The 12,351-nt window shown below is 70.5% G+C and carries 14 protein-coding genes and 1 pseudogene; 8 read left to right on the top strand and 7 right to left on the bottom strand.

Features of this window, described 5'->3' with window-relative positions; translation table 11 throughout:
- Positions 1-30 precede the first annotated feature (30 nt).
- Positions 31-471 carry an Hsp20/alpha crystallin family protein gene (locus GAK38_RS09150; protein WP_325343423.1) on the bottom strand — a complete coding sequence of 147 codons (441 nt, stop codon included), beginning with the start codon at positions 469-471 and terminating at the stop codon, positions 31-33.
- 419 nt (positions 472-890) lie between these two features.
- On the opposite strand from GAK38_RS09150, the gene rnk reads away from it, so the two are divergent.
- Positions 891-1,298: a nucleoside diphosphate kinase regulator gene (gene rnk, locus GAK38_RS09155; protein WP_325343424.1), complete on the top strand. Its 408-nt coding sequence runs from the start codon at positions 891-893 to the stop codon at positions 1,296-1,298.
- A 9-nt stretch (positions 1,299-1,307) separates the two neighbouring features.
- Here rnk and GAK38_RS09160 read toward each other — a convergent pair whose 3' ends face one another.
- From GAK38_RS09160 to GAK38_RS09170, 3 genes are read right to left on the bottom strand one after another with little or no spacing between them, the layout of a single operon-like run.
- Positions 1,308-2,348, bottom strand: a complete 1,041-nt coding sequence (locus GAK38_RS09160; RefSeq protein WP_325343426.1) for a DctP family TRAP transporter solute-binding subunit — start codon at positions 2,346-2,348, stop codon at positions 1,308-1,310.
- 31 nt (positions 2,349-2,379) lie between these two features.
- Positions 2,380-3,678 carry a TRAP transporter large permease gene (locus tag GAK38_RS09165; RefSeq protein ID WP_325343427.1) on the bottom strand — a complete coding sequence of 433 codons (1,299 nt, stop codon included), beginning with the start codon at positions 3,676-3,678 and terminating at the stop codon, positions 2,380-2,382.
- On the bottom strand, positions 3,675-4,211 hold the full coding sequence (locus GAK38_RS09170) for a TRAP transporter small permease (protein ID WP_325343428.1): 537 nt from the start codon (positions 4,209-4,211) through the stop codon (positions 3,675-3,677). Before GAK38_RS09170 ends, GAK38_RS09165 begins: the two co-directional genes overlap by 4 nt.
- Positions 4,212-4,549: 338 nt before the next feature.
- Between GAK38_RS09170 and GAK38_RS09175 the strand changes: the two genes are divergently transcribed.
- The 7 genes from GAK38_RS09175 (at position 4,550) to GAK38_RS09205 (ending at position 10,407) form a co-directional block, all read left to right on the top strand.
- Positions 4,550-5,203: a TonB family protein gene (locus GAK38_RS09175; protein ID WP_325343429.1), complete on the top strand. Its 654-nt coding sequence runs from the start codon at positions 4,550-4,552 to the stop codon at positions 5,201-5,203.
- Positions 5,204-5,295: 92 nt separating this feature from the next.
- A complete protein-coding gene (locus GAK38_RS09180; protein ID WP_325343430.1) occupies positions 5,296-6,099 on the top strand; it encodes a MotA/TolQ/ExbB proton channel family protein in 804 nt (267 codons plus the stop codon).
- Between the two features lie 18 nt (positions 6,100-6,117).
- Complete coding sequence (locus GAK38_RS09185) at positions 6,118-6,543, top strand: ExbD/TolR family protein (protein ID WP_325343431.1); 426 nt, start codon at positions 6,118-6,120, stop codon at positions 6,541-6,543.
- A 27-nt stretch (positions 6,544-6,570) separates the two neighbouring features.
- On the top strand, positions 6,571-6,987 hold the full coding sequence (locus tag GAK38_RS09190) for an ExbD/TolR family protein (protein ID WP_325343432.1): 417 nt from the start codon (positions 6,571-6,573) through the stop codon (positions 6,985-6,987).
- A gap of 157 nt (positions 6,988-7,144) precedes the next feature.
- Positions 7,145-7,765, top strand: a complete 621-nt coding sequence (gene gmk / locus GAK38_RS09195) for a guanylate kinase (protein ID WP_325343433.1) — start codon at positions 7,145-7,147, stop codon at positions 7,763-7,765.
- A gap of 37 nt (positions 7,766-7,802) precedes the next feature.
- On the top strand, positions 7,803-8,006 hold the full coding sequence (gene rpoZ / locus GAK38_RS09200; protein ID WP_325343434.1) for a DNA-directed RNA polymerase subunit omega: 204 nt from the start codon (positions 7,803-7,805) through the stop codon (positions 8,004-8,006).
- A gap of 91 nt (positions 8,007-8,097) precedes the next feature.
- On the top strand, positions 8,098-10,407 hold the full coding sequence (locus GAK38_RS09205) for a RelA/SpoT family protein (RefSeq protein WP_325343435.1): 2,310 nt from the start codon (positions 8,098-8,100) through the stop codon (positions 10,405-10,407).
- Positions 10,408-10,418: 11 nt separating this feature from the next.
- Here GAK38_RS09205 and greB read toward each other — a convergent pair whose 3' ends face one another.
- From greB to GAK38_RS09220, 3 genes and pseudogenes are all read right to left on the bottom strand, one after another.
- Complete coding sequence (greB, locus tag GAK38_RS09210; RefSeq protein ID WP_325343436.1) at positions 10,419-10,979, bottom strand: transcription elongation factor GreB; 561 nt, start codon at positions 10,977-10,979, stop codon at positions 10,419-10,421.
- 50 nt (positions 10,980-11,029) lie between these two features.
- The gene (locus tag GAK38_RS09215; RefSeq protein ID WP_325343456.1) at positions 11,030-12,091 is read right to left on the bottom strand and encodes an FAD-dependent monooxygenase; all 1,062 of its coding nucleotides are present in this window, start codon (positions 12,089-12,091) and stop codon (positions 11,030-11,032) included.
- A gap of 83 nt (positions 12,092-12,174) precedes the next feature.
- Positions 12,175-12,324: pseudogene (locus tag GAK38_RS09220) on the bottom strand (hypothetical protein); the annotation flags it as partial.
- Between the last annotated feature and the right edge of the window lie 27 nt (positions 12,325-12,351).

Raw genomic sequence — 12,351 nt, forward strand, 5'->3', positions numbered from 1 at the left:
GAAAACGGTGAAGGGGAAAAAAGTGGCGGTTCACTGGACGCTGATGCGGCGCGGCTTGGCCGACGCCCGGCGGCCGACGGTGATGCGCAGGATGCCGTCGCGCAGCTTCGCGTCGACGGCCTGCGGGTCGGCATCCTCGGGCAGCGAGACGGCGCGGCGGAACTTGCCTTCGAAGCGCTCGTGGATGTGGACCGCGGCGTCGGCCGAGGCACCCTCGGGCAGCGCGCTCCTGCGCTCGCCTGCGATGGTCAGCAGGCCGCGCTCCAGGTTCACCTCGATCGACTCGGGCGCCACGCCGGGCGCGAAGGCGAAGATCTCGATGGCGTCGGGCGTGCGGCCCACGTTGAGCGCCGGAAAGCCGGCGCGGGCGAGGCCGCGGATGGTGGGCGACAGTTCGAAGGCCTGCTGCATCTCGCGCTGCAGGCGATCCACCTCGGCGAACACGTCGTGCGGGAAGAAAGATCGGTACATGGCGAAAACCTCCATTCGGTTGAACGGAGCGCCGGAGGCGTCTTCGTGGCTGTCCCCAGCGCATCCGGAAAGCGAAATAGGGAGGCTCTGCACGATTTCAAGGGCCCCCGCGAAGTGACCACCAGCGGCCGTGGGGCATTCGTTCCCGCGGGCGCCGCGCCCCGCTACCATGGGCCGATGCAGCACCGATGCCTGGCCGCCCCTGCGACGACGGCGCCGTCCCCCCGGACGGCGCGGGCGGCGGCCGCGCACGCCCGCCGGGCGGCCCTTGCGGCCGCACCTGTTCCGGCCCGGCGATCCTCCCCTGCCTCCACGCACTGAACTGCGCCTCCCGATCCGCCGGGCCCCTTCCGCCCCCGGGGCGCGCCGGCCGGCCGGGCGCCGTCCGCCTTTTTCTTGCTTTTTCAGGAGATCACGCCATGCAGACCCCTTCCAGCGCGCCGGCCGCCGAGCGCATCGTCACCAAACTCGACCATGCCCGCATCCTGCGCCTCGCGCGCGAGCGCGACGCCGAAGACCTTGCGGAGGCGGTGGACGCGGCCGACCTCGTCGCGCCGCAGGCCGTGCCGGCCGACGTGGTGACGATGAACACGCAGCTGCGCGCCGCCGCCGACGACGGCAGCGAACGTCGGATCACGTTGTGCTATCCGCAGGACGCCGACGCGGCGGCCGGGCGGCTGTCGGTGCTGTCGCCGGCCGGCACCGCGCTGCTCGGCCGGCGCGTCGGCACGCTGGCCCGCTGGACCGCGCCCGAAGGCCGCGACGCGGCGCTGCGCATCACCGCGATCGCGTTCCAGCCCGAGGCCAGCGGCGACTACCTCGCCTGAACCGGCCGCCTACTTCGCGCGGCCGGCGATGGCCTTCTCGGCCGCGTTCACCAGGTCGCTGCCCACGGTGGACTTCCACTTGTCGTAGACCGGGCGCGTGGCCTTCACGAAGGCCTCGCGCTCGGCGGGCGACAGCTCGGTCACCGTCACGCCGTTGCCGGCCAGCTCCTTGAGCAGCGGCTTGTCGGCCTCCACCAGGCCCTTGCGCGCGATGCCGATCTCTTCCTTGCCGGCATCGATCGCGGCCTGGCGGACGATCTCGCGGTCGGCCGGCGTCCAGCTGTTCCAGACGTCCTTGTTGACCACGAAGATCAGCGGATCGGCCACGTAGCCCCAGAGCGTCAGGTGCTTCTGGCCGACGGTGTGCAGCCTGGCGGCCTGGTAGACCGCCAGCGGGTTCTCCTGGCCGTCGACCGCGCCGCTGGCCAGCGCCGGCTGGGCGTCGGCCCAGCTCATCTGCGTCGGGTTGGCGCCGAGCGCGGTGAAGGTTTCGAGGAACAGCGGCGAGCCGACCACGCAGATCTTCAGGCCCTTCAGATCGGCCGGCGACTTGATCGCGTGCTTGGAGTTGCTGATCTCGCGGTAGCCGTTCTCGCCCCAGGCCAGCGGCACCACGCCGGCCCGGTCGATGGCCTGGAAGATGATCCTGCCGGGCTCGCCCTGCGTGAGCGCGTCGATGGCGGCGAAGTCGGGCGTGAGGAAGGGCAGCGAAAACAGGTTCAGCTGCTTGATCTGCGGCGACCAGTTGATGGTCGAGCCCACGGCCAGGTCGATCACGCCCTGGCGCAGCGCGGTGAATTCGCGCGTCTGGTCGCCCTGCACCAGCGAGGTGCCCGGGTAGAGCTTGATGTTGATGCGGCCCTGGGTGCGCTCGCGCACGAGGTTGGCCCAGATCTCGCCGCCCTTGCCCCACGGGAAGGCGGTGCCCAGCACCAGCGACAGCTTGTACTCGGCCTTGTAGTGCTGCTGCTGCGCCTGGGCTGCGGGCGCGAGTGCGGCCAGCGTGGTCGCGGCGGCGGCCAGCGCGAGGAGGGAGCGGCGGAAGTTCATGGGACGTCTCCTGGGTGTGAAAAACGGGAATTCAGTAGCCGAGGCGTGCGGGCAGCCACAGCGCGAGCTGCGGCCAGGCGATCACCGCGACCATCACGAGGAACATCGCCAACAGCATCCAGCCGACCCAGCGCACGGTCTCCTCCATGCGCACGCCGGCGATGCGGCACGACACCATCAGGTTGACCGCCAGCGGCGGCGTGAACTGGCCCAGCGCCACCTTGAGCGTGAGGATCACGCCGAACCACACCGGATCCCAGTGGTAGTGCTGCACGATCGGCCACAGGAGCGGCACGAAGATCAGGAAGATCGACACCCCGTCGAGGAACATGCCGACGGTGATCAGCATCAGGATCAAGAGCGCCAGCACGCCGTATTCGCCGAGGCCGGAGTTCACGATGGCATGCGTGATCGGGTCGATCACGCCGAGCGTCGAAAGCGAGTAGGCGAAGATGCCCGCGAGCGAGACCACCAGCAGGATCACGGCCGACAGCTCGCCCGACTCGCGCAGGATCGGAAACAGGTCGCGCAGCCCGATGGTCCGGTGGACCGCCATGCCGACGAAGAGCCCGTAGAACACCGCGACCACCGCCGCCTCGGTCGGGGTGAACCAGCCGGCGCGCATGCCGCCCAGGATCAGCACCGGCGCGGCCAGCCCCCAGACCGCCTCGCGCAGGCTCTTCCAGAACGCAGGACGGGGGAGGTATGCCTCTGCAGCGCCCATGCCATGCCGGCGAGCCAGCCATACCGCCGGGACTATTAGCGCAAGCCCGGCCAGCACGCCCGGGATCATGCCGGCCGCGAACAGCGCCGGCACCGAGGCGCCCGGCACCAGCACCGAATAGACGATGAACGCGACCGACGGCGGGATCAGGATGTCGGTGGCCGCCGCGGCGCCCACGACGCTGGCCGAGAAGCTCGCCGGGTAGCCCGCACGCGACATCGCCGCGATCATCACGCCGCCCACGGCCGCCGCGTTGGCCGGGCCCGAGCCCGAGATGCCGCCGAGGAACATCGCCACCGCGATCGCCACCAGCGGCAGCATGCCCGGGCCGCGCCCGACGATGGCGACCGCGAAGTTCACCAGCCGCAGCGCCACGCCCGAGCGGTCGAAGATCGAGCCGACCAGCACGAACATCGGTATCGCCAGCAGCGGGTACTTGCCCAGGCCCGCATAGAAGTTCTGCGGCACGGCCAGCAGACCGAACCACTGGGTGTCGAGGTTGGCCAGCGCGATCGCGGCCGCGCCGGCCAGGCCCAGGGCCGCGCCGATCGGCACGCCCAGCAGCATCATGAGCACGAACGCGGTGAAGAGCAGCGCGGCGATCATGGCGCCGCGCCGGTCCGGCCGCGCCGCACGAACAGCCCCAGCGCGCGCAGCGCGATCGCCAGCGACACGATCGGCAGCCAGACCGAATACCACCACTGCGGCACGCCGATGCCCGGCGAGGTCTCCTCGAAGCGGAAGTCGTCCCACACCACGCGCACGCTGAGCACGGCCACCAGAGCGAACAGCAGCGCGACCGTCAGCGCGCCGAAGCGGGCCAGCGCACGGCGGCGCCGCGGGCTGCCGCGCTCGGCGAAGTATTCGATGCGGATGTGGCGGTCGCGCGCCACCGCGGCCGAGCCGGCCACCAGCGCCAGCACGATCATGAGGAAGACCGAGATCTCCTCGGTCCAGGCGAACGAGGTGTTGGTGAAATAGCGCACCAGCACGTTGGCGAAGGTGATCAACGCCAGCGCCGCCATGATGAGCACGGTCAGCCAGTCTTCGATCTTCAGGGGGACGCGGGTGTTCTCGTCGTCGGTCTGCGCGGTCGCGGAGGCGTCCGGCGCGGCGCCGGGCTCGGCGGGCAAAGGCATGGGCAAGCGGCTGGAGTGTTGTCTTCGTTGTGGCGGAGGACGGGCGCGCTGGCCCGCCCGCGGGCCCTGCGATGCTAGGCCAGCCGCCCGCGGGCGGCCTATACGGATTAACCGCAGTGTGCTGGACCTGTGCTGATCCCGTGCTGGAAACGGCTTCGTCGGTTTCGTCACTACCTTATCCAAACGTCTTATTTGCGCGACGGCGGGCACAAAAATACGATCGCTCCCCGTTTGCCGGCCTGCGTTTGATTTCCGTTGAGTGCGCCCGGTGTGCCGTTTGACCGGGCCCGTGCGGCCCTGTGTCCGGAGCCTGCGGGCTCCGGCATCGAACTCCATTCATGAGCTACGCCCAACCACCGAACCCTGCCCGCAAGGCTGCGGGCCTCGCCGCCATCGTCGGGCTGCACATCGGGGCCGCCTACCTGTTGACGACCGGCCTCGCGCGCGACGCGATCAAGACCGTGCTCAACCCGGTCGAGACCACGATCATCGACGAGGTCAAGCCGCCCCCGCCGCCGCCCCCGCCGCCTCCGCCGCCCAAGCAGATCGTGCGCCAGCGCGCGCCCACGCCGCCGCCGCCGGTCTACGCGCCGCCGCCGGAGGTGAAGGTGGCCGCGCCGCCGGTCGAAAGCGTCGTCGCCACGCCGGTGCCCCCGCCGCCCGCACCGCCGCCGGAGCCGCCCGCGCCGCCGGCTCCGCCCGCACCGCCGCCGGCGCCGGCCATCGCGCAGGCCGGCATCGTCTGCCCCAACTCGGCCCAGGTGCGCGCCAACACCAGCTATCCCGCCGCCGCCCAGCGCCGCAACATCACCGGCGACGTGCTGGTGGAGTTCCTCGTGTCGGCCGGCGGCGCGATCGAGAACGTGCGCGTGGTCAACCAGGCCAACAGCATCCTTGCGAACGCGGCCATCGAGGTCACGCGCAAGTTCCGCTGCGAAAGCCAGGGACGGCCGGTGCGCGTGCAGGTCTCCTACAGCTTCCAGATGAACTAGCGCGGCGCCGCCGCGCCGCTTTTCGCCCCTTTCCGTTGCTTCCTTCCTCGTTCCTGCCTTTTTCGACCTCTCAATCCACGGAGTCACCTCACATGTCCGCTACCTTCCGCCTGCGCGCCGGCGCGCGTCCGGCCGCCATCGCCCTGGCCCTGCTGTTCGCCGGCGCCGCGGCGCTCGCCCAGGAGGCCCAGCCCGCGGTCGCCGCGGCAGCCGCCGCCACGACCACCCACACCACCGGCAACCCCTACGGCATCCAGGCCCTGTGGGACGGCAGCGACGTCGTGGCCAAGGGCACGCTGCTGATCCTGGCGGTCATGTCGCTGGGCAGCTGGTACATCATCCTCGGCAAGCTGCTGGAGCAGGCGCGCATCAAGCGCTTCGCCCGCGAGAGCACCCAGCTCTGGAAGGCCGAGCGGGTCGACGCGCAGCACATCGCCCGGCTCAAGGACAAGAGCCCGTTCCGCTACATCGCCGAGACCGGCCTGGGCTCGGTCGGCAAGCACTCCGCCGTCGGCCGTCACATCACCTTCAACGACTGGCTCGCGCTGTCGATCCAGCAGCCGATCGACGTGGTGCAGAACCGCCTGCAGGGCGGCCTCGCGTTCCTCGCGACCGTGGGCTCGACCGCGCCGTTCGTCGGCCTGTTCGGCACCGTCTGGGGCATCTACCATGCGCTGACCGCCATCGGCCTGTCGGGCCAGGCGTCGATCGACAAGGTCGCCGGCCCGGTCGGCGAGGCGCTGATCATGACGGCCATCGGCCTCGCCGTGGCCGTGCCGGCGGTGCTCGGCTACAACTGGCTGGTCCGCCGCAACAAGGTGGCGCTCGACGACATCCGCAACTTCGGCTCCAGCCTGCATTCGGCGCTGCTGGCCACGCCGGTGCCCGCGCACTGAACCAGGAGGCATCCCGCCATGGGCATGCAGGTAGGCGCCGAGGGCGCAGACGACGACGTGGTCTCGGCCATCAACACCACGCCGCTGGTCGACGTGATGCTGGTGCTGCTGATCATCTTCCTGATCACGATCCCGGTGGCCACGCAGGCGATCACCGTGGCGCTGCCCAGCGAGACCGCGGTGCCGCGCGAGAGCAAGCCCGACACGGTCAGCCTCGGCGTGGACCGCGACGGCAACCTCTACTGGAACACGACCAAGGTGGCCGACGAGGACGCGCTCGTGGAGCGGCTCAAGACCGTCTCGGTCAAGGTGCCGCAGCCCGAGATCCAGATCCGCGGCGACCAGGACACGCCTTACCACTACGTCGCCCGCCTGGTCAAGGCGAGCCAGCGTGCGGGCATCCAGAAGGTCGGCTTCATCACCGAGCCGCCGCCGCGTTCCTGAGCGGCGGGACTACCAGAGACTCGCGCCATGCCCCTGCCTTCCGCCGCCGCCCCATCCGACCCCCAGGTCCTGGTGGACATCAACACCACGCCGCTGATCGACGTGATGCTGGTGCTGCTGATCATGCTGATCATCACCATCCCGATCCAGCTGCACAGCGTGAACCTCAATCTGCCGACGCCCTCGCCGAACCCGCCCCAGAAGCCGCCCGAGGTGGTACAGCTGCAGGTGCAGGCCAACGGCAGCTATATCTGGAACGGCGAGCCGGTCGCCAATGCCGGCGAACTGCAAAGCCGCCTGCACGCGATCGCCGTCCGCGCCGAGGTGCCCGAGCTGCACATCAAGCCCGAGCGCGACGCCCACTACAAGTACGTCGCCACCGCGCTCGCGGGCGCGCAGCGCGAGGGGCTCAAGAAGCTGGGCATCGTCAACAGCGCTGAGTGATTCTCCCACCCCCCGAGGTGCTGCGCGCCTGCCCCTCAAGGGAGGCGACGCCAGCGCGGCGGGATGGCCCCTGCGCGGCGTCCGCCGGCCCAGGCCGTGCGGAGGCGGGCATCGTGGGCGGTGCAAAATAGCGGGCCTTCCATTGCCGCGCTCCTCCATGGACTATCCCGGAAACCTCTTCGTCGTCGCTGCACCGAGTGGTGCCGGCAAGTCCAGCCTTGTGAAGGCGCTGCTGGAGGTCGACTCGCACGTGCGGCTGTCGGTGTCGCACACCACCCGGCCGTCGCGCGGGCAGGAAAAGCACGGGCGCGAATATTTTTTCGCGTCCGAATCCGAGTTCGACGCGATGGTCGAGGCCCGCGCCTTCGTCGAATGGGCCCATGTGCACGGCCGCCGCTACGGCACCTCGCGCCGCGCCATCGAGGAGCGCATCGCCCAGGGCGCCGACGTGATTCTGGAAATCGACTACCAGGGCGCCCTGCAGATCCGCGAGTATTTCTCCAACGCCGTGCTGATCTTCATCCTGCCGCCGAGCTGGGAAGAACTGCGCTCGCGTCTGGAGCGCCGCGGCGAGGATGCGGCCGACGTGATCGAGCTGCGCCTGCGCAATGCCGAGGTCGAGCTGGCCCAGGCCAGCAAATTCGACTTCGTTATAATCAACGAGTTGTTCGATCGCGCGCTTTTCGACCTGAAAGCCATCGTCCACGCACAGCGGCTCAGGTATGCGGCCCAGCGCCGGGCCCGCGCCGACACCTTCCGCTCCCTGCACATCGCCTGATCCTCTTCATCGGACTCTTTTTCGGAGAAATCCCCTCATGGCCCGCATTACCGTCGAAGACTGCCTGGTGAACATCCCCAACCGCTTCCAGCTGGTCCTGGCCGCCACCTACCGCGCACGCATGCTGAGCCAGGGCCATGCGCCCCGCATCGAAAGCAAGAACAAGCCCGGCGTGACCGCGCTGCGCGAAATCGCCGAAGGCAAGGTCGGTCTGGAGATGCTCAAGAAGGTTCCGGGCTGATCGGCCGGCTTTCACTGCCAAAGGCACCGCATCGCGGTGCCTTTTTCGTTGGCGGTTGCCTGCTGCTGGTGCATAGACGGTAAAGTAAGGCATGAACGTGGTGCTGAAACAACCTGCGCCGCCGCAGGCGGCGGCGCCCGGCCAGGGCGTGCCCGCGACGGGCGGCACGGCCGGGGCCGCGGCTGCGGCCAGCGCGGCGGCGGCTGCCGCCAATGCCGCAGCCGCCAGCTTCGCGGCGCTGACGGCCCGCCTGGACTACCTGGGCGCCGCCGGCGTCGAGCAGGTGCGCCAGGCCTACCGCTTCGCCGACGAGGCCCACCTCGGCCAGCTGCGCAACAGCGGCGAGCCCTACATCACCCATCCCATCGCCGTGGCCGCGCAGTGCGCGGAATGGAAGCTCGATACCCAGGCGCTGATGGCCGCGCTGCTGCACGATGCGATGGAGGACTGCGGCGTCACCAAGCCCGACCTGATCGACCGCTTCGGCGCGCCGGTGGCCGAGCTGGTCGACGGCCTGACCAAGCTCGACAAGCTCCAGTTCAACACCCGCGAGGAAAGCCAGGCCGAGTCGTTCCGCAAGATGCTGCTGGCCATGGCGCGCGATGTGCGCGTCATCCTCATCAAGCTGGCCGACCGCATCCACAACATGCGCACCATGGGCGACATGCCGCGCAGCAAGTGGGGCCGCATCTCGCGCGAGACACTCGACATCTACGCGCCGATCGCCCACCGCCTGGGCCTGAACGAAGCCTACCGCGAGCTGCAGGACCTGTCGTTCCACCACCTGCATCCCTGGCGCTACGCCACGCTGTCGAAGGCCGTGGCCAAGGCGCGCAACCGCCGCCGCGACCTGGTGCAGAAGGTGCAGGCCGACGTCGACGCGGCGCTGACGGCCGCCGGCCTCAAGGCCCGGCTCGCGGGCCGCGAGAAGACCCTGTTCGCCATCTACCAGAAGATGGAGGACAAGCACCTGAGCTTCGCCCAGGTGACCGATATCTACGGCTTCCGCGTGATCGTGCCGACGGTGACCGAGTGCTACACCGCGCTCGGCATCCTGCACCAGATGTACAAGCCGGTGCCCGGCAAGTTCAAGGACCACATCGCGATCGCCAAGCTCAACGGCTACCAGTCGCTGCACACGACGCTGGTCGGCCCCTCGGGCGTGAACATCGAGTTCCAGATGCGCACCGAGGAGATGAACGTGGTGGCCGAATCCGGCGTGGCCGCCCACTGGCTCTACAAGGCCAAGGATGCGGGCAGCTCGGCCTCGGAGCGGCTGGGCACGCAGTGGCTGCAGTCGCTGCTCGACATCCAGAACGAGACGCGCGACGCCGCCGAGTTCTGGGACCACGTCAAGGTCGACCTGTTCCCCGATGCGGTCTACGTCTTCACGCCGCGCAGCCAGATCATGGCGCTGCCGCGCGGCGCCACGGTGGTCGACTTCGCCTACGCGATCCACAGCAACGTGGGCGACCGCACCGTGTCGGCCCGCATCAACGGCGAGCCGGTGCCGCTGCGCCACGAGCTGACCAACGGCGACGTGGTCGAGGTGGTGGCCGACCCGACCGCCGAGCCCAATCCGGCCTGGCTCAGCTTCGTGCGCACCGGCCGGGCGCGCTCGAAGATCCGCCACTTCCTCAAGACGATGGCGCAGAACGAGTCGGAGAACCTCGGTGAGCGGCTGCTGGTGCAGGCGCTGCGCGCCGAGGGCATCGAGCAGCTGCCGGGCGAGGACGACGCCGACTTCCAGCCGCTGTGGGAGCGGCTGCTGCGCTTCACCGGCAACCGCAATCGCGCCGAGCTGCTGACCGACATCGGCCTGGGCAAGCGCATCGCGAGCATCGTGACCAAGCGCCTGGTGCTGCTGCTGACCGAGCTGGGCCACCGGCCCGACGCGCTGCTGCTCTCGCGCGAGCGCTTCACCTCGCACGAGCACCTGACGCAGGGCGCCGTGGTGCTCGACGGCAGCGAGAATGCGTCGATCCAGTACGCCTCGTGCTGCCGCCCGATTCCCGGCGACGCCATCGTCGGCTACATGGGCCGCGGCGAGGGCCTGGCCGTGCACACGGCCGACTGCGCGGTGGCGCGGCGGCTGCAGCACAAGGACGGCGAGCGCTTCATCGCGGTCGAATGGGCCGACGAGCCGGTGCGCATGTTCGAGACCGGCGTGGTCATCACCGTGACCAACCGCAAGGGCGTGCTCGCGCGCGTGACGGCCGAGCTGGCCCGGGCCGAGGCCGACATCACCAACGTCGACATGGGCGAGCAGGGTTCCGAGGGCACGACCGACCTGCGCTTCGTGCTCGCGGTGCGCGACCAGCAGCACCTCGAAGCCGCGCTGCGCAACCTGCGGCGCACGCCGCAGGTGGTGCGGGCGGCCAGGATCCGCCCGGCCGAGTGATCCGGGCTCGCTCAGGCCGCCGGGTAGCGCACCGCCAGGATCTCCAGCTCGCGCACGCCGGCCGGCGTCGGCAGTTTCACCACGTCGCCCTCGCGCGCCTTGAGCAGCGCGCGCGCCACCGGCGAGATCCAGCTGACCTGGCCCTGGTGGTTGTCCGCCTCGTCGATGCCGAGGATGGTGATGGTGCGCTCTTCGCCCAGGTCGTCCACGTAGGTGACGGTCGCGCCGAAGAAGATCTGGTCGCTGCCGGCGTGGACCGACGGGTCGGTCACCTCGGCGATCTCCAGCCGCTTGGTGAGGAAGCGGATGCGCCGGTCGATCTCGCGCAGCCGCTTCTTGCCGTAGAGGTAGTCGCCGTTCTCCGAGCGGTCGCCGTTCTTCGCGGCCCAGTGCACCGCCTCGACGACCTTGGGGCGCTCCTCGTCGATCAGCGCCAGCAGTTCGCCACGCAGCCGGGCGTGGCCCTGCGGCGTCATGTAGTTCCTGCCGCCGGGCGGCAGGGGCGGCAGGCCGATGTCGCCATCGTCGTCATCGCCGGCCGCGTCGTTCTCGCGTGTGAAAGCCTTGCTCATCGCCGCATTGTGCGGCGAAACGACGGCGGGGGTATAGATTTCTAGCGTGCTCAGGATATGCGCAAGGCAGGGGTAAGGCAGGGAGTATCCAAAGTGCCGGTCAGGTGCCGGGCGATCGCCGCCTTCAGCGGCGGCAGCCGGTCCGCGCCGCGCAGCACGGCCTGGCGCAGCAGGCGCGGCAGCGGCCGGGCATCGGTGAACAGGCCCACCACGGCGTTGGTGCCCTGGTAGATCAGCCGGCTCGCGCGCTGGTGCTCGCGGTCGTAGGCGGCCAGCAGCGTGCCGGCGCCGATGTCCTGGCCGCGCCGGCGGGCCTGGGCGAGCAGGGCGGCCAGCGTTTGCACCCCGGCCAGCCCCAGGTTGAAGCCGTGGGCCGTGACCGGATGCATGCCGACCGCCGCGTCGCCCACCAGCGCCGCCCGGCAGGCCGCGAAGCGGTGCGCCCAGGTGGCGACGAGCGGGTAGGCGTGCCGCTCGCCCGCGAGCGCGAACGGGCCCAGCTGGTGCTGGAATTCCCGTGCGATGAAGGCTGCATAGCCGGCCGGTGGCAGGCCGAGCAGATCGGCGGCCTCGGGCGTGTCGACCGTCAGCACGGCGGAGCTGGCATGGCTGCCGTCCGGGGAGGGCGGCAGCGGCAGCATGGCCAGCGTGCGGGCGTGGCCGAAGCATTCGTGCGCGATCGCTCCGTGCGGCAGCCGATGGTGCACCCGGGCGACGATCATCGTGCGGCCGAAGTCGCCCATCTCGGCGCCGATGCCGAGCTGCCGGCGCACGGCCGAAAAGCGCCTGTCGGCCGCGGCCAGCAGCCTCGCGCGCAGGCTAGGCAGCGCGCCGCGGTCGGCATCGAGCCGGGCGAGCGCATCGGTCGTTTGCGCCTGCACCGCGGGCGCTGCGTCGATCAGCCGCACGTTCGGCCTGGCCAGCGCGGCGGCCAGGCCGGCGCGCCGCAGCGCATGGTTGGGCACGATCCAGCCCAGCGCATCGCGGCCGGTGCGCGCGGCGTCCAGGCGCAGGCCCCTGTCGAGGTCGGCGCCGTCGTGCACCCGGGCCTCGCGCAGCAGGCCGATCTCGTGCGGATCAAGCCGGCCCCACCAGCCCAGGCGCCGCAGCAGCGCGACGCTCGGGGGGTCAGGGCGATCTCGCGGCCATCGGGTGCGGGGGCGGCCAGCGCCGCGCGGGGCTGGCGCTCCACCAGCGTGACATCCAGGCCGGCGTCGGCCGCGGCGGCCGCCAGGGCCAGGAGGCCGGCTGGTCCGGCGCCCACGATGGCGATGTCGGTGTCGGTGTCGGTGTCGAACGGGGAAGCAGGCATGGTGGCAGAAACGGCAATCGGCGAAGGCGCCATTGTGGCCAGCCGCCGGAGACCATCCTT

The organism is Xylophilus sp. (assembly GCA_009914555.1).
In the GTDB taxonomy this organism is placed as follows: domain Bacteria; phylum Pseudomonadota; class Gammaproteobacteria; order Burkholderiales; family Burkholderiaceae_C; genus WNDY01.